The 17,516-nt window shown below is 43.1% G+C and carries 14 protein-coding genes and 1 tRNA gene; 4 read left to right on the forward strand and 11 right to left on the reverse strand.

Going from position 1 to position 17,516, the window contains the following annotated elements:
• Nucleotides 1–50 precede the first annotated feature (50 nt).
• A complete protein-coding gene (locus NI455_RS04720; RefSeq protein WP_005251228.1) occupies nt 51–1,433 on the reverse strand; it encodes a WS/DGAT/MGAT family O-acyltransferase in 1,383 nt (460 codons plus the stop codon).
• 463 nt (nt 1,434–1,896) lie between these two features.
• The gene (locus NI455_RS04725; RefSeq protein WP_005247015.1) at nt 1,897–2,631 is read right to left on the reverse strand and encodes a phosphoadenylyl-sulfate reductase; all 735 of its coding nucleotides are present in this window, start codon (nt 2,629–2,631) and stop codon (nt 1,897–1,899) included.
• A gap of 204 nt (nt 2,632–2,835) precedes the next feature.
• Between NI455_RS04725 and thrH the strand changes: the two genes are divergently transcribed.
• Nucleotides 2,836–3,453, forward strand: a complete 618-nt coding sequence (gene thrH / locus NI455_RS04730; protein WP_004646225.1) for a bifunctional phosphoserine phosphatase/homoserine phosphotransferase ThrH — start codon at nt 2,836–2,838, stop codon at nt 3,451–3,453.
• A 74-nt stretch (nt 3,454–3,527) separates the two neighbouring features.
• Here thrH and NI455_RS04735 read toward each other — a convergent pair whose 3' ends face one another.
• The 4 genes from NI455_RS04735 to NI455_RS04750 form a co-directional block, all read right to left on the reverse strand.
• Complete coding sequence (locus tag NI455_RS04735; protein WP_253112703.1) at nt 3,528–4,748, reverse strand: OmpP1/FadL family transporter; 1,221 nt, start codon at nt 4,746–4,748, stop codon at nt 3,528–3,530.
• Nucleotides 4,749–5,065: 317 nt separating this feature from the next.
• Nucleotides 5,066–6,586: an outer membrane protein transport protein gene (locus NI455_RS04740; RefSeq protein ID WP_253112706.1), complete on the reverse strand. Its 1,521-nt coding sequence runs from the start codon at nt 6,584–6,586 to the stop codon at nt 5,066–5,068.
• 337 nt (nt 6,587–6,923) lie between these two features.
• Nucleotides 6,924–6,999 (reverse strand) — tRNA-Arg (locus NI455_RS04745).
• An 88-nt stretch (nt 7,000–7,087) separates the two neighbouring features.
• Nucleotides 7,088–8,443 carry an amino acid permease gene (locus NI455_RS04750; RefSeq protein WP_086044033.1) on the reverse strand — a complete coding sequence of 452 codons (1,356 nt, stop codon included), beginning with the start codon at nt 8,441–8,443 and terminating at the stop codon, nt 7,088–7,090.
• Nucleotides 8,444–8,775: 332 nt separating this feature from the next.
• Between NI455_RS04750 and prpF the strand changes: the two genes are divergently transcribed.
• The gene (prpF, locus tag NI455_RS04755; protein WP_253112709.1) at nt 8,776–9,966 is read left to right on the forward strand and encodes a 2-methylaconitate cis-trans isomerase PrpF; all 1,191 of its coding nucleotides are present in this window, start codon (nt 8,776–8,778) and stop codon (nt 9,964–9,966) included.
• A gap of 224 nt (nt 9,967–10,190) precedes the next feature.
• Complete coding sequence (locus NI455_RS04760) at nt 10,191–11,099, forward strand: polyprenyl synthetase family protein (RefSeq protein WP_253112712.1); 909 nt, start codon at nt 10,191–10,193, stop codon at nt 11,097–11,099.
• 81 nt (nt 11,100–11,180) lie between these two features.
• On the opposite strand, the gene putP is transcribed toward NI455_RS04760, so the two are convergent.
• The 5 genes from putP to NI455_RS04785 all read right to left on the reverse strand — a co-directional run bounded on the left by putP (nt 11,181) and on the right by NI455_RS04785 (nt 15,938).
• A complete protein-coding gene (gene putP, locus NI455_RS04765) occupies nt 11,181–12,671 on the reverse strand; it encodes a sodium/proline symporter PutP (RefSeq protein WP_253112713.1) in 1,491 nt (496 codons plus the stop codon).
• 213 nt (nt 12,672–12,884) lie between these two features.
• On the reverse strand, nt 12,885–13,739 hold the full coding sequence (locus NI455_RS04770; RefSeq protein WP_004279377.1) for an SPFH domain-containing protein: 855 nt from the start codon (nt 13,737–13,739) through the stop codon (nt 12,885–12,887).
• A gap of 12 nt (nt 13,740–13,751) precedes the next feature.
• The gene (locus tag NI455_RS04775) at nt 13,752–14,225 is read right to left on the reverse strand and encodes an NfeD family protein (protein WP_005247004.1); all 474 of its coding nucleotides are present in this window, start codon (nt 14,223–14,225) and stop codon (nt 13,752–13,754) included.
• Nucleotides 14,226–14,327: 102 nt separating this feature from the next.
• On the reverse strand, nt 14,328–15,245 hold the full coding sequence (locus tag NI455_RS04780) for a patatin-like phospholipase family protein (protein WP_005104687.1): 918 nt from the start codon (nt 15,243–15,245) through the stop codon (nt 14,328–14,330).
• Nucleotides 15,246–15,308: 63 nt separating this feature from the next.
• Entirely contained in the window at nt 15,309–15,938 is a 630-nt protein-coding gene (locus NI455_RS04785) for a 1-acyl-sn-glycerol-3-phosphate acyltransferase (protein WP_253112716.1), read from the reverse strand.
• A 137-nt stretch (nt 15,939–16,075) separates the two neighbouring features.
• Here NI455_RS04785 and NI455_RS04790 point away from each other — a divergent pair, with 137 nt between their 5' ends.
• Nucleotides 16,076–17,314, forward strand: coding sequence for an MFS transporter (locus tag NI455_RS04790; protein WP_253112851.1), 1,239 nt, complete (start codon nt 16,076–16,078; stop codon nt 17,312–17,314).
• The last annotated feature ends 202 nt before the right edge of the window (nt 17,315–17,516 follow it).

Raw genomic sequence — 17,516 nt, forward strand, 5'->3', positions numbered from 1 at the left:
AAATGATCAGCATCTTTGGCAGTCCATCTATCTTATTTATTCATCCGCGGCTAGCTTACCGCTCGTAACTTTGGGACAGGTTCGCCATCTACAATAAGTTCAAAACGTTGAATTTCTTCTTCCAGATGTGTCAGCAAGTTCTGCATTTTCGGCAGGGCATTACGACATGCGGTCAAGCCGACTTCCAGTTTGTCTAGATAGCTGGTCATAGTGATATTCAAGGCCTGACCATCCAGTACGATGGAAGCCGGATAAAGTGCTTCAAGACGTGCACCATTCCAATACAATGGTTCTTGTGGCCCAGGTACATTGGAAATAATGACGTTAAACGCCTGACGTGTCGGCATTAAACCGGAGGCAATATTCAGACCTGCTGCACCGTAGACAAAGGCACTATAGTTCAAAATCTGGTTGGCATTCATACGTTTGAAGCGTTCTTTGGCACTCAGCACACTGCGACGTACGATCTTGAGACGTTCCAGCGGATCTTCTTTATGCGTACCCAGATTGGCCAGAATCATGGTAATACGGTTGGATATATCTGAATCGTCGCTGCGAACAGAAGCTGGAACCATAGCAATTAACGGTTTTTTCGGTAAGGCATTTTGCGATAATAAATATTCACGTAATGCACCTGAACAAATGGCCAGGACGATATCATTAATGGTCACGCCCAATGCCTTAGAAATATGACGTAAACGTGAAAATTCGAAAGACTGGGCTGCAAAGCGACGTGAAGCACTGACGCGTTGATTCAGAATACTGCTTGGCGCCTGAAAGCTGGATACATAATCCGGATTGCGTCCCATATCTTTCATGACGGTTTGCGACAGTTCATAAGCAACTCGTGGCGCACATTCCAGTTGCCCCTTAATGGTCTGCAGGACATTTTTAAACCTGTTCACTTTAGGTGCTTTAAGGCGTTTGGCACGTGGGCCTTCAACACACCATGGCGGTACAATACTCTTGGCATTTGGATCATGTGAAAGCGACTTTTCTACCAGACGCATGCCAGCGATTCCATCCACCATAGCATGGTGAATTTTGAAATACATGGCAAAACGGTTTCCTTCAATGCCTTCAATAATATGACAGGTCCATAAAGGTTTGGCACGATCAATCAGGGCACTATGTTCTTGAGAAATATAGGTTAGCAATTCACGGATACGGCCCGGTTTTGGCAGGGCAATATGACGAAAATGATGATCTAAATCAAATTCTTGGTCTTCATCCCAAAACAGGCCGTTTAAATAATTGTTAAAAGGTGGAATTGGAGAGCATTTTGAATTTTGGATATCCGTGACTAGATCCTGAATAAAGGAAGCTGGCGCATTGTCGGGAATTTGGAATAAAAATAGTCCACCTACATGCATAGGCTGCTGCCGTTTCTCTAAGGTTAAGAAAATAAAATCAATTGGATGTAATGGACGCATAGCGTGGATTGCCTCACTGCACTCTCTATGGCTTTTTTGCTAAAAAGCCTTGTTAGAATTATTACTTTAGTTTTTAAAGTATATCTTTTTTAGCATATAAATGAACTGCTTTATCTTGCCTCAACTGTGAAAAAGTGGCTATTGACAAGAATAAAATATCTTCCTAAGTTTATGAAATGTGAAAATTTTAGTTTTAAAATAGTTTTCTAAAAATAGTATTTACTAGGCGAAGTGGAGTGTAACTTAATAATTATGTGTTATTAGAAGAATAGCATTGTGTTCCATTTCACATTTTATGCAAATAAATCAATGAGCTAAAATTTTATCAATTCTTTAATTAAAATAATATTATCCCGATAAAAGGTAATTTCTATCTTGTCACTAAATGTAAAATTATCAATTAAAAAAGACTATCTTTATTAAAAAATAGTCTTTCAATCAATAGGAACGATAAAACTGAACTTTATTTTTTTAGATTGCCAGCATGTAAGCCACATTCTTTATGGGTAGCTTCTTCCCACCACCAGCGACCTTCGCGTTCATGCTGATTTGGCAGCACAGGGCGAGTGCAGGGCTCACAGCCGATAGAAACAAAACCTTTCTCATGTAGGGCATTGTAAGGGACTTCCATCATACGGATATAACTCCAGACATCCGCACTGGACCAGTTGGCAAGAGGATTGTACTTGATCAACTGTTTTCCCGGACCGGAAAAACCTGGATCGGCCTGAACCACTGGAATTTCATTGCGTGTACCCGGACTTTGGTCTTTGCGCTGACCGGTAATCCAGCCGTCCAGCGTGGCCAGTTTTTTACGTAGCGGTTGAACCTTGCGTATACCGCAACATTCCTGATGGCCATCTTCAAAGAAACTGAATAAACCTTTAGCGGTCACTAAATTTTGTACCGCATCCGTTTCAGGGAAGCAGATTTCAATTTCGATGTTGTAATGCTTACGCACCCGTTCAATAAACTGATACGTCTCTGCATGTAGACGGCCAGTGTCCAGACTGAATACCCGGAACGGTTTACCGAGATGCGACGCCATATCAATCAATACAACATCTTCAGCACCAGAAAATGAAATCGCAATTTCACCTTGCTGGCTCAGTGCAAGTGCCAAAATTTCATTGGGCGATTTATCAGCATATTCAGATGCAAGCGCATCAATACGATCAATAGTAGGAATGATGGTCATGAGAGTCCTGGCGATATAGGCTTGGAAAGGACATGGCCTATATTAGTTAATTTCACATCTATTTTAATAGAATTGATTTAATTGACTTATCACTAAAAAATAAATACTTATGAAAAAAATAGATTTAAAAAAGTACAGTGCAAAATCTGTTTCTTCAGCTATGATAGTGCAAAATTTTTTCAATACAACTTAGAGGGAATGTTCATGGAAGTCGTATGTCTAGATTTAGAAGGTGTGTTGGTTCCAGAAATCTGGATTAACTTTGCTAAAAAAACCGGTATTAAAGAGCTTGAAGCGACGACTCGTGACATTCCTGACTATGATGTACTGATGACCCAACGTCTGAATATTTTAAAACAGCACGGTTTAGGCTTGAACGATATTCAGGAAGTGATTGCAGAAATGGGGCCGTTCCCGGGAGCAAAAGAATTTGTGAAATGGGTGAGTACGCATTTTCAACTGATTATCCTTTCAGATACTTTCTATGAATTTGCGCATCCACTAATGAAGCAGCTGGATTGGCCGACGATTTTCTGTCATAAATTGGAAACGGATGAAGCTGGCATGATCTCGGCTTATAAACTTCGCCAGCCAGATCAAAAACGTCAGGCTGTTAAAGCACTGCATGGTTTGAATTTCCGTGTGATTGCGGCAGGGGATTCTTATAACGATACGACGATGCTGGGTGAAGCAGATCATGGTTTTCTGTTTGATGCGCCTGAAAATGTGATTGCTGAATTCCCGCAATTCCCGCCAATTCGTGGTTATGATGCGTTAAAAGAAGCGATTCGTAATGCTTCAGTACGTGATATTCCAGCTTAATATTTAAGTGTATGTAATAAAAGAAAGGGCGCTTATAGCGCCCTTTCTTGTTGAATACTAATTTTTTAACGCAATTAGAAACGGTAACCGATTTTCATACCATAGCCGATTGCATGGTTGTCTTCAAAGCTACCTTTTACTTCACCACCTGTTTGTGCTTGTGCATCTCCTAGCCAGAAGTATTTAACCCCAGCCTGGATAAAATAGTTTTCTGCAGGGCTGTATTGGCCGCCTAGACCGACACTCCAATAACCTTCAGTTGGACCCAAGGTGGTTACCGGATTTCCTGCACCAGAGTCATAACCTACAGCAGCAGAGCCTGACCATTTAACGTTAAATTTATGACCTAAACCCACATTTGCAGACCATTGATCATCTGAATAATCGACAAGATTCTGCTGTTTTCCGGTGAGTGCGCCAGTTAGCTGAGATAAATAAGCAGGTTTTACTGCAAACTGATCCCAATGTACCCAGCGAATATTAGCAAAGGCTAAGGTATTTTTTGCAATGCCTGACTGTAAGTCAATGTTGACTGATTGTGGTGTAGTAATTTCCGCTTTATGGTAAGTTGGAATTACTGGTTTACCCAATAATGTGCCAGTTAATCCAGGAATATATAAAGCCCCATCTGTACCAAAATCGAAGGTTTCTGTGGTATCTAATTCATGTTTAATTTCAGAGCGATAAGTCACAGCAGCTTTTAAGGCAATTTCAGGAATAGAATATGCAAAACCAGCTAACCAACCGTAAGCTTCACTTTCTTTAAGGTCAATATCATAACCGCCAAGAACTTGCGGGCCTCTATAAGCTGTACCACGTAGGGAGACTTTCGCCTTTACGCTTTGATAGACAGGTCCGGCATAAACATTCCAGTTCTCATTTGGCTGATACCCTATAAGTGCTGTAATGCTATTGGTTTTTACTTCAACAGAAGTGCCTTCCAATACACCAGTATTGGTATTTACTGTAGCAAAAGCATTAGATTCAGGCGCATATTGAGAGTCAGCTCCAAATGGCTGGTCATAAAGTAAACCCAGAGATATTTTATCAGTTGCCTGAATTTTTATAGCAGCAGTAGGGAAGTAGTAATCTTCAGCCATATCGCTGACTTTATTGCCGGCATTGTCTTTACCTTGAACTTCTGGATCTAAAACAGAAATACCTGCTTCCGCATAGTTACCCGGCTGTAAAAAAGCAGAAATAGATTGACCAGAACGGTCTAAGCCAGCTGCTTGAACTGCAGAAAGAGGTAAAGTGCTAAGTAAAATAGCAGAATAAATTTTATTAAGCTTCATGGTACGTTCCCTGATGCCATCTGTAACAAAAATGTGATGGAAAAGTAACATAAATTTAAAAAGAGTAAATGCTCAGCTTTGTCGAAGAAATGAACTAAGGCGGTTAAGGAAAGGGCTTGATTAGAGTTTTTATACTAATTTTATTGGTATAAATATATGAAAAATATCAGATTAAATTAACTTTAAATAATGTGAAAGGATTGAAGTTCTGTTAATTTTAATTGGTGCTAAAATAATCGAATGATATGCAAGTGAATAAAAATAGAGTAAAAAAGTTAAAAAAACCACTCGAAAGTGGTTTTTTATTTAATTAGAGCTTAGAAGCGGTAGCCCATTTTTAAGCCATATGCGATTGCATGGTTATCGCTGAAGTCACCAACAATACGGTTATCTTCACCGACTTGAGCTGCAGTTTGTGATTCTGCATCACCTAACCAGAAGTATTTCACACCACCAGCAATAAATGTAGCTGGAGTAGGACTAAATTGAACGCCTAAACCAACATTCCAATAACCTTCTGTTGGTCCAAGTGTTGAAACTGGATTACCTGCACCAGAATCCCAACCCACAGAGACATTCCCAGCCCATTGCTCAGAAAGCTTACGACCTACACCTACTGTTGCAGACCATTGATCTTTATCATATTCAACTACGTGGAAACCATCTGGACGATTCACAGAATCTAATTGTCCAACAGCTTCACTTATTTTACCAAACTGGTATGGGCGAATAGAGAAATTAGACCACTCTACCCAACGTACATTCGCAAATGCTACGGTATCTGCCATGATACCTGTTTGGAAGTCTAAGTTTACAGATTGCGGAGTAGTAATTTTGGTTTTACCAGGTTCAGTCATTGCATCTGTATAAGTAGTTGGTACACCTAAACCATTTAAGAGTCCTGTAACTGATGCAGCAGCAAGAGGATTATTTAAAACTGATAATCTTTCAGTAGTGCTCGCATTATGGTCGATTTCAGAGCGATAAGTTAAAGAAGCTTTTAAGGCAATCTCAGGAATTTGGAAAGCCATACCTGCTAACCATCCTAAGTCTCCCGTCTCTTTGAAATTTGCATCATAGCCATTAAAAATACTATATGCCTGTCCGCGTAATTTTAAGTCGCCTTTAACAGTTTGATATACTGGTCCTGCATAGATATTCCAGTTTTGGGTTGGTTGGTAGCCAAAAACAAAACTAAGATTTTGTGTATGTACCTCAACCTCAGTATTGCCTTGACCTAATGCAGCATTAGCATTCACTAAAGCAGTTTGAGTTCCTTGTAATTGTTGTAAGCCTGCTGCAACGATTGGATTTGATGCAGCAACTTGCTGTAAAGCACCTAGTACTAAGCTCTGCTGTGGAGTGCCTGCTGGTGCAGCTGCTGTAACAGCAGTCAAAGCTGGAGCAAAACTAGCTCCAGCTGCTTGCACTAATTGACTAACTGAATTTTGAGTAATATTCGCGATACTTGATGGAGTGAGAACTTGGTCAGTTCCTTGAGATACAAAAGCGTTATTACCGCTATATTCTGCATTTGCACCAAAAGGTTGGTCATATAAGAGACCAAATGAAAACTTATCTGTAAGTTGTAATTTTAATGCAGCATTAGGAAAATAATAGCTGTCAGCCATATCGCTAATTGAACGACGTGTGTCTAATTCGCCAGCTTCTTGTCCTGAGACATCTGCATCTAAAACAGAAATACCTGCTTCAAAATAGTTACCAGGTTGTAGGAAGGCTGCAATAGATTGGCCTGAACGGTCCATTGCCGCAGCAAATGCACCCGTCATTGGTACAGTTGCGAGAATCATTGCAGTAGTTAATGTTTTTAATTTCATTTACGTCTTTCCTTGAGGTACAAATTTATATCTAGCGTTGTTGTTTGCACTTATTAAATTCTTGGAGATTTCGGGTATTTATCCGCAATCATTTGTTACTCCATGTGACAAAAATAGCACAATTAAAATAAGAGTAAATGCTCTAGAAAAAACTAATTAGTCTAAAAAAGCATCAAAATAGAGTTTTTACACCAAAAAATAGCCTCATTTTGAAATAAGTATTTGAAAGTAAAAGAAATAAAATAATGAAGAAAAAATGATTTTTTGTATAAAAAATATTCTAAAAATATGAAGATTAACGCTAATTTTTTGAAGTATAGATCACATTTTGAAAGGATGGTGCGCCCTGCGGGACTCGAACCCACGTCGGTCGCTTAGGAGGCAACTGCTCTATCCAGTTAAGCTAAGGGCGCGAAAAGAAGGCTATTGTACTGTAAAAAATACAAAAAAAAGTTATTGCCGAAGCAATAACTTTTAAGGACTCATAGCTACAGGAGTTGTCTAGGTATTTTTAGGCTTAAGTAACTTAAACAGACCGAACATGACCACGATCCAAAGCGGGATCATCAAAATAGATTCCTGGAATCCTTGCGTCCACATGATGTAAAGAATCGTAAGAATAAAACCAAGAACCAGAATATTGCCCGCTGGAGACCACAGCGCAGGGAAGGAAGTCTTCTGTCCTAGCTTTTTCATGCTCTGAATGAACTTGAGATGGGTCAGCGTAATCATGGCCCAGTTCAATACCAATGCACCGACTACGATGTAAATCAGATGACTTAAGGCATCTTCAGGCACGAAGTAGTTGAGTAGCACACAGCCGAAAATCAGCACGGCAGAAAACAATACAGCAGGAATTGGCGTACCTTGCTTATTCACTTTCATGAATACTTTAGGTGCATTTCCTTGTTGAGCCAGACCATAGAGCATACGGCTGTTGGCATACATACCACTGTTATACACAGATAGTGCTGCTGTCAGAATAATAAAGTTCAGCAAATGCGCTGCCCAGCCAATTCCCAATTGGCTGAAAATCATCACGAACGGACTTTTGTCCAGACCACCAAGCTCAAGCTGATTCCAAGGCACGAGTGACAACAGAATCGTCAAGGCACCAACATAGAAAATCAGAATACGGAAAACCACCTGATTAATGGCTTTCGGAATGGTTTTTTCCGGATTTTCAGCTTCTGCAGCCGCCATACCGATCAGTTCAATACCACCGAAGGCAAACATCAGGAAGGCCAGCATGTAGAACAGACCTTCAAAACCATTCGGGAAGAAACCACCCGCGGTCCAAAGATTGCTAAAAGATGCGCCTGAAGAAGGATCAGCAGTCAGGATCAGATACAGGCCAAAGACAATCATCGAGATGACCGCAGTGACTTTAATGATGGAAAGCCAGAATTCTGATTCACCGTAGAATTTCACATTGCCGAGGTTGACCAGTGTAATCACGATAAAGAAAAACAGTACCGATGCCCAAGCTGGAATATGCGGCCACCAGTAGTTGATATATTTCGCAACCGCAGTAAGTTCGGTCATGGCTACCAGGATATACAGAATCCAGTAGTTCCAACCCGCAAGGAAACCGGGAAATTTGCCCCAGTATTTATAAGCAAAATGGCTGAATGAACCTGCGACAGGTTCATGAACAATCATCTCACCCAATTGACGCATGATTAAAAATGCAATCAGGCCCCCAATGGCATAGCCTAAAATAATAGAAGGACCCGCAGATTGGATCACCTGTGCGGAACCTAAGAATAAGCCTGTGCCAATTGCACCGCCCATGGCGATCAACTGAATATGACGGTTCTTTAAGCCACGCTGAAGTTGTGAAGACTCGTTATTCAAAGTGTTCAGCCCGACAATGGAAAATGATAAGTGGCTGATTGTAATTGATCAGACTAAAGAAGCCTAGTCCATCCTATGAATGAAATATTGTTGGAGGAATGATAAAAAATATTCATATAAATAACTAAAATAAAGTATAAATGAATCAATATATTAATTTTATTGAAACTGTAACTGACGAGTTCTCTGTTTTCTTGAATACAACACAAATGCCGTTTTTTTATACTAAGGTCTGGCAGTCAAGGATTTTTGCTTTCAACATACTATACTTTGAATATAAATATTGAATAACCTGTACGAAAACAAAGATAAGTCAAAGGATGAAATCATTCATGAGTTTTGCTGCCCAAATCAAGATTCCTGCAACCTATATGCGTGGAGGCACCAGTAAAGGTGTTTTCTTTAAGCTGGATGATCTGCCTGTAGAAGCACAACAGCCTGGCCGGATTCGTGATCAGCTTTTGCTGCGCGTGATTGGTAGCCCTGATCCATACGGGAAACAGATCGACGGTATGGGTGGTGCCAGTTCCAGTACCAGTAAAATGGTGATCCTGTCAAAAAGCCAACACGCTGATCATGATGTCGATTATTTATTTGGTCAGGTGTCAATTGATTGTCCTTTTGTAGACTGGAGTGGCAACTGCGGCAATCTGACCGCGGCAGTGGGGGCATTTGCCATTTCCAATGGTCTGGTCGATGCCGAACGTATTCCTGAAAATGGGTTGTGCATGGTACGGATCTGGCAGGCCAATATTCAGAAAACCATTATTGCACATGTGCCGATACAGAATGGTCAAGTGCAGGAATTAGGGGATTTTGAACTGGATGGCGTAACCTTTCCTGCGGCCGAAGTACAAATCGAGTTTCTGGATCCAGCTGATGACGATGCTGAAGGCGGTTCGATGTTTCCAACAGGCAATCTGGTCGATACTTTGGAAGTTCCCAATATTGGCAGTTTCGAAGTGACCATGATTAATGCCGGCATTCCCACGGTATTTTTGAATGCGGGAGATCTCGGCTATAAGGGCACCGAGCTTCAAGATCATATCAATAATGACGTAGCAGCCCTGACAAAGTTCGAAACGATTCGCGCCTATGCGGCGAAGCAGATGGGACTGATTCAGGATATTGCCGAAGCCGTAACCCGCCAACACACGCCAAAGATTGCCTTTATTGCACCACCGAGTAGCTATATCTCTTCAAGTGGCAAAACCGTCACTGAATCAGATACCGATATTCTAGTTCGTGCCTTGTCTATGGGTAAACTCCATCATGCCATGATGGGTACGGCTGCGGTGGCGATTGGTACAGCTGCAGCAATTCCCGGAACACTGGTGAACCGGGTCGCAGGCGGAGTAGAGCGTGAAGCGGTGCGTTTCGGTCATCCTTCCGGGACGTTGAGAGTCGGTGCACAAGCAAGTTTTGAAAATGGTGAATGGAAAGTGAAAAAAGCGATTATGAGCCGTAGTGCCCGTGTCTTGATGGAAGGCTGGGTGCGCGTACCAGAAGATGTTCTCGTTTAAATGCTGTGCATACATTTAGCCTGAATAAAACCACCGGTTCTGCGGTGGTTTTTTATTGTTTAAAATCTCTGACTTGCTTATTTGATGTTGAATAGCGAATTTCAGCAGAACAATACGATTTATGGCTGAAAATTCAAGGCATTTCTAGGTACAATGCCTGATCAGCGTACAGGCATTTATTCGCTTGTCATTTTATTTTTCTGGACTACGTATTCGAGGCGAATGTGTCATCTATTACTGACGTATCAACCCATGCACTCACTCAAGCACAACACCGCATTCAACAGGATTTATTGACCGCTCTGGAAGCCTTTGCCATTCCGGAACCGTTAAGGTCGGCAGTCCATCATGCTGTGATGCTTGGCGGTAAACGAGTACGTCCAGCGCTATGCTATGCCACCGCCGCATTAAAGCCGAACCAGAATAGCGCTGCAGTGCGCCGTGCAGCGGTTGCGATCGAGTTTATTCACTGCTATTCACTGGCCCATGATGATCTGCCGTGTATGGACAATGATTTGCTACGTCGTGGCCAGCCGACCTGCCATGTAGCTTATGGGGAAGATACAGCGTTGCTGGCAGGTGATATCCTGCAGTCTATGGCTTTTGAAACTTTGAGCAGTCGTCTGTTTGATCAGGGGCCAGCGGTAGAAGCTTCCATTGTACTGAAGCAGATGCAGATTCTGGCAACCGCTTCTTCGAAAATGGTGAATGGTCAGGTTTTAGATTTGCAGTCTGAAGGCAAGAAAATCGATCAGCAAGCACTGGAAAATATTCATCGCAATAAAACCGGTGCTTTGATTAGTGCCGCGATCATGATGGCGGCGGTGACTATTTTTGAGGGTACCGATCTGGCCATTCCAAAATTGCGTGAATTTGGACAGGCGATTGGTCTGGCCTTCCAGGTACAGGATGATATTCTGGATATTATTTCCGATACCGAAGTGTTGGGTAAAACCGCCGGCAAGGATGAACAGGTAGAAAAATCGACCTATCCGGCATTGATGGGTCTGGAGCAGGCCCAAGCGTATGCACAGCAGTTACATGATCAAGCCTTAACGGCACTTGCCCATTTTGAAGGTCAGGCGGAAGAGTTGATGCAAATTACCCGGTTCCTGCTTATGCGCAAAAGCTGATTGGAACATTTTTTCTTCTCAGTTATAAGAGCATTCCATAAAAAAGAGGACTTAAAGTCCTCTTTTTTAGTTGCTACACAATTATTTGCTTTCGTTGTACAGGCGTTCAGCTTCTTCAAAACGGTCAGTCACTTCTGCTTTTGGCGCTTTGCCCATCAGGCTTACTACCACAATCGCCAGCATTGAACAGATAAAGCCAGGAACGATTTCATACAGGCCAGTGTCTGCAAACAGGTTCTTCCAGAAAATAACCACAACTGCGCCCACGATCATTCCCACCAAGGCACCATTCAAGGTCATACGTTTCCAGAACAATGACAGGATAATTAAGGGACCAAAGGCGGCACCAAAACCTGCCCATGCATAAGCCACCAGACCAAGTACTTTGGATTCAGGATTGCCCGCCATCCAGATTGCCAGCAAGGCAATCAGCAGTACCATCAAACGGCCCACCCAGACCAGTTCTTTTTGCGAGGCATTTTTACGCAGGAAAGATTTATAGAAATCTTCAGTCAGGGTACTTGAGCAGACCAAGAGCTGACAGCTTAAAGTACTCATTACTGCGGCAAGAATGGCAGCAAGCACCACACCTGCAATCCATGGGTTAAACAGGATTTTGGTCAGTTCCATAAATACTGTTTCAGGATTGGCATTCACTGCAGCTGCCAGTTCTGGATGCTGCTGGAAATAGGCGATCCCGAAGAAGCCGGCTGCCACCGCACCACCCAGACATAGAATCATCCAGGTCATGCCAATACGACGTGCATTTGGAATCGACTTGACCGAATCTGCTGCCATGAAGCGCACCAAAATATGCGGCTGGCCAAAGTAACCCAGCCCCCAGGCCAGTAGTGAAATAATCGCAACAAAGCTCAGATCACCCAGAATATTCATTGCTTGAGGACGAGCAGCTTCCAGTGCCAAAGTCACCTGGGACATATCTGAAAATGCCATCAATGTCACGATTGGCGTTAGCAACAGGGCGAAAATCATCAGACCCGCCTGAATGGTATCGGTCCAGCTCACAGCCAGGAAGCCACCAATAAACACATAGCTGATGGTGGCAATCGCACTGATCCAGAGCGCAGTGCTGTAAGACATGTCAAACATGCTTTCGAACAGACGCGCACCTGCAACCATGCCGGAAGCACAGTAAATCGCAAAGAAAATCAGAATCACGAAAGCCGAAACAATACGCAGGATTTTTTTCTGGTCGTTAAAACGATTCGAGAAATAATCCGGCAGGGTCAGGGCATTGTGCTGGACTTCGGTATGCACCCGCAGACGACCAGCGACCAGTAGCCAATTGAGCCAGGCACCAATGATCAGACCGATGGCAATCCACATCTCAGACAGACCAGAAAGATAAATCGCACCGGGCAGACCCATCAGTAGCCAGCCACTCATGTCGGAAGCCCCTGCAGAAAGTGCAGTTACGAAACTCCCTAAACGTCGGCCCCCTAAGATGTAATCGGAAAAGTTGCTTGTCGCGCGATAAGCCATTAGGCCGATCACCACCATTGCGACAATATAGAAAAGAAAAGTAATTAAGGTTGGATTTAGGGAGCTCATACGGTATCCATTTTTAAGTTGGACAGTAGATCGAAACAAGGAATAAGATAGCTGCGAAAAGCTTTAATCCGAAAGCCAGGCAACATCAAATCCAGTAGATTTCAAAAATAAACGCGAAATTTAACCATAAATTCACAATCTTTGCTGAGATTTTCTTGCGCGAATAAAAATAGGCAACCCTCGGGCTGCCTATGTATAAAGTCAAAATATAAATTAGTTAGGGCGACCCATGACACCACGGATCGTATTTAACACATCGGCTGGAAGTACTACCGTCTTGGCATTTGGCGATTTGGCCATATCTTGCATGGCTTTAATATACTGTTCACCAAGTAAATAGGCGACCGGAATTTCATTATCACCAATGGCGGAAGTCACCATGTCAATTGCACGTTGTGAAGATTCAGCCAGTACCACTTGCGCTTCAGCATCACGACGAGAGGCTTCCAGACGGCCGTCCGCTTCCAGAATCGCGGCCTGTTTTTCACCGTCCGCTTTGGTGACGGTCGCACGACGCTGACGTTCAGCTGCTGCCTGTTCTTCCATTGCAGTCTGCATGGTGATTGAAGGTTTAATATCCTGAATTTCTACAGTTTTTAAGGTAATACCCCAGTCCGAGATATCATCGGAAATACTAGATTTTAAGCGTGCCTTAATATGATCACGCGAAGATAAAGCATCATCCAGATCCATTTCCCCGACAATCGAACGCAGTGAGGTTTGCACCAGGTTCTGAATCGCCCAGGAATAGTTTTCAATCCCGTACACGGCTTTTTCTGGTGTGGTCAGATTAATATAAGCCACGGCATTCATCAGCAGGACCGCATTATCACGGGTAATCACTTCCTGTGAGGGAATATCCAAAACGATATCTTTGGTTGTGACTTTATAGGCGACTTCATCGACATAAGGAATGACAAAATTCAGGCCCGGATTTAGGGTGGTGTGGTATTTACCCAGACGCTGTACAATCCATTTGTAACCTTGTGGCACAATCCGCACACCTTTAAAAATGGTAATCGCAACAAAGGCCAGAAACGCGATAACAATGATAGAACCACCAGACATAGCTTATTCACCTTATTGATTTTGATAATTCGTGCTGTGAGGTTGTACGACCAGGTCATTACCCAGAATATCCACGACGCGAACGCGGTCTCCGACCTGAACTGGGTCCAGAGTTCGGCATTCCCATTCATCCGAACCTAAAACTGGCATCGGAAAGCGCACCCGGATTTGCCCATGATCCAGATTAGTCTGAATCACCATGCCCACCTGACCAATGGTCGCTTCACGCGATAGACCGGCTTTGGTCTTATCAATGGAAAGTGGCTTGATAAACTTAAACCAGAGCAGCGTACACAGAATAGAAAGTACGATCCAGGTCAGGAGCTGGGTCGTCAGTCCCATCATCGGGAACATCCAGTACAGGACGCCAACCATGATGGCACCGATCCCGAACCACAGGGCAGCAAATGCGGGCAGTAGTAATTCCGATAGAATCAGAAGGATGCCTAATACAAACCAGTGCCAAGGTTCAAGAACTAATTCCATATCGTGACCTATATCGCTAAGTATTTAATTAATCATCATCTTTATATGATTGATCTTCAATGTAGCAGATGCGGCCGCAGATGAATATAAAAAATTCATGCATCAAAATTTTGCCGGACGTGGCGGTTTAAATGCCGCGGGAGACTGCTTGAAGTTGCTAATGGCTTTTTCAATAGTACGGATTTTCAGCTGAGCAGCCTTTTCACCTTCCAGAATGGTCGCATTACTGGCTTTCAGGTCTAAAGTACCAATATGGCCGACTTTGGGCTGGATCACCACATTGGCCTGACTCAGTTCCTCATGAATGCTTTGCTGTCCCATAATATTCAGGGTCTGATCTAGTACGCCCCACATATTTAGAGCCTTATTACCATCCGGACGGGCAGAAATATCCACGGCAATCACAATGTCTGCTCCCATATCTTTGGCGGTCTTGACCGGAATCGGACTGACCAGACCGCCATCGACATATTTGCTTCCACCAATCACTGCAGGCACAAACACATTCGGAATACTGCAGGACGCTCGGACCGCCTGTCCGGCATTGCCTTTAATAAAGTCAGCTTTACGGCCATTGTCCAGACGAGTGGCAACAGCAGCAAAGCGAATCGGGAATTGTTCAATTGGTTTGTTCGCCACATTCTTATTGACGAAATCCTGCAATTTTTGTCCGGCAATAATCCCTTGCCGGTTCAAGGTTAAATCGCGGATATCAGATTCTTTAAAATTCAGGGCAATCTGCTGTAACTGATAAGGCGATTTGCCACTGGCATACAGGCTACCGACAAAACTACCGGCACTGGTACCGGTGACGATTTTCGGTTTGATGCCGTGTGATTCGAGCACTTTAATGACGCCAATATGGGCAAAACCTTTGGCACCGCCGCCACCGAGGGCAATGGCGACGACAGGTTCACGGGCTTTTAATGGCGTGGCAGGCGTAGGTGTTTTAGTGGCTTTGTCACAGGCTGCAAGACTGAAACCAAGGCAGCCAATTAAGGCATAACGGGCTAATTTCATTATAAAAACTGGTGATTAAATCAACAAAATTCAGGCTATCACATCAAAAAAAGGCGTATTTGCCTAGTCTTTTTTCAAAAGCTTTTGTAACGGCTTGGCCACCCAGTCCGGATTTTTGGCCGAGAATTTACCTTCGTAATGCTGATAAATCTGTTCCAGGTCGTATTCATAATCACCGGTCAGATGGTACACGCCCAGGATATGAATGGTCTTGATATCATAATCAAAGGAAAACATCACAATCGGCAAATGAGCTGCCTTGGCAATATGATAAAAACCGCTGCGAATTTTTTCTGGTGCCTTACGTGAACCTTCCGGTGCCATACCGACCCAGATCTGTTCTGATTTTTCAATAATCTCGACAATCTGTCGGGTATGACCTTGTGGACTATCTCGGACGACAGGAACGACGCCAATCCATTCCAGTACCGGTTTTAGCGGTGTACGAAACAGGCTGTCTTTACCAAAAATCGTAATCTGAATACCGAGACCAAGCAAGGCATTAAAACCCAGCCATGCATCAATATTGGAGGTGTGCGGAGAAATAATCGCGACTGCTTTAGGTAAGTCTGGAAATTCACCTTCCAGACGCCAGCCTTGGCCCAAAAAAAGCTGCCTGAAAAAAGTCCGGCTCAGCTTGCTGCCGCGGGATGGCACATGCGGCGGGAGTTGGGGGAAACGTGTCTGGGCCATTGCTTATGTCTCTTCCTGAAACTAATTTTTCTTTATTTTTTATTATATTAGACTGTTGTAAAATCCGGATCATTGGCAAAATGTATAGCATCTTAAATGTTGTTGATGCATTTTTAACTGAAGGACTTGGCCTGAATATGCGGAATATCTATATTTTACTGTTTTCGCTGTATTGGGCACAGGGGCTTCCGGTCGGGTTTATGACGCATGCCTTGCCAGTCATTCTGCGAGCTGAAGGGGTATCGCTGGCGCATATCGGGGGCTTTGGTCTGTTAATGCTGCCTTGGTCGATTAAAATATTCTGGGCACCTTTAGTTGATCGGCATGGATCGAGCGCCAAAGGTCATTACCGTAGCTGGATTATTCCCTTGCAATGGCTGTCAGTTGCTGTATTGATTGGGCTCTCATTTCTACCGATTCAGGCCTTGAATCAGCCGCTGTATTTACTGCTGTTTTTTATCACGCTTTTGTTGATGAATGGTATTGGTGCGACGCAGGATATTGCGACCGATGCACTGGCAGTCAATATTCTGAAAAATGAACAGCAACATTGGGGTAATACCTTTCAGGTGATTGGTTCTCGTCTGGGATTCATTGTCGGAGGTGGGGCCATATTATGGTTGCTCGATCTGCTGCAATGGCAAGCCACCTTTCTATTATTGGCAGCTCTGGTCTTTATTAATACTTTACCCATTTTATTTTTTAGAGAATCTCAGCATTCAAAAATTATCACGCCAGCTGATAAAGGACCTGCACTCAGCAATATAAAAACCTATTTTCAATACTTCTGGTCGGATTCAACCTTGGCTGCTTGGTTAATGGTTTTACTGACCTTTAAAATCGCCGATGGTTTATCCGGGCCTTTATTAAAACCTTTAATGGTAGATCTCGGACTGAGCTTTAGCCAGATTGGTCTTTATGTCACCATGCTGGGAGCCATGGCTGCCTTGATTGGGGCAGGACTGGCCGGTTGGTGTCTGAAGTACTGGTCGCGCAGCCGGAGTTTGATCGTTTTCTCAATTTTAAAAATATTGGGCTTAATGGCCTACGCCTGGCTGGCTGCCCAGTATGAAACCCAAAAAAAAGTAGAAAACTGGATGATATATCTGATTAATGCCGCCGAAGACATGATCTCTGCCATGCTTTTGGTGGTCATGCTGACCTTGGTCATGCAATACAGTCGCAAGTATCTGGCCGGTACTGATTTTACCTTTCAGGTGGCGCTGATGGCCACGGTAAGTGGGGGACTTTATAGCCTGAGTGGGATATTCGGGGATTATTGGGGGTATGCACAGTATTTAACATATATTGTATGGATCAGCGTGTTTTTATTATGGCCTATCGTATTTTGGGGTAGAACAAAGCAAGACACCTGATCATTGCAACGCATCAATTAAAGCCGTATTAAAAACAATCAAATTATTTTAAAAGTGTCGTTAATACATATTTTAGCTAAAAGTATGAGATAAAAATGATTTCAAACTGAGTCTAAAATTGTTAAATTTCTGATGTTTTTATACGGCTTATTATGTAGGTATAGTTAAAAAACATAAATCCAGTAAAATCATGTAACATGAT

The sequence above is a fragment of the Acinetobacter lwoffii genome (assembly GCF_024129435.1).
GTDB classification, from domain to species: domain Bacteria; phylum Pseudomonadota; class Gammaproteobacteria; order Pseudomonadales; family Moraxellaceae; genus Acinetobacter; species Acinetobacter lwoffii_F.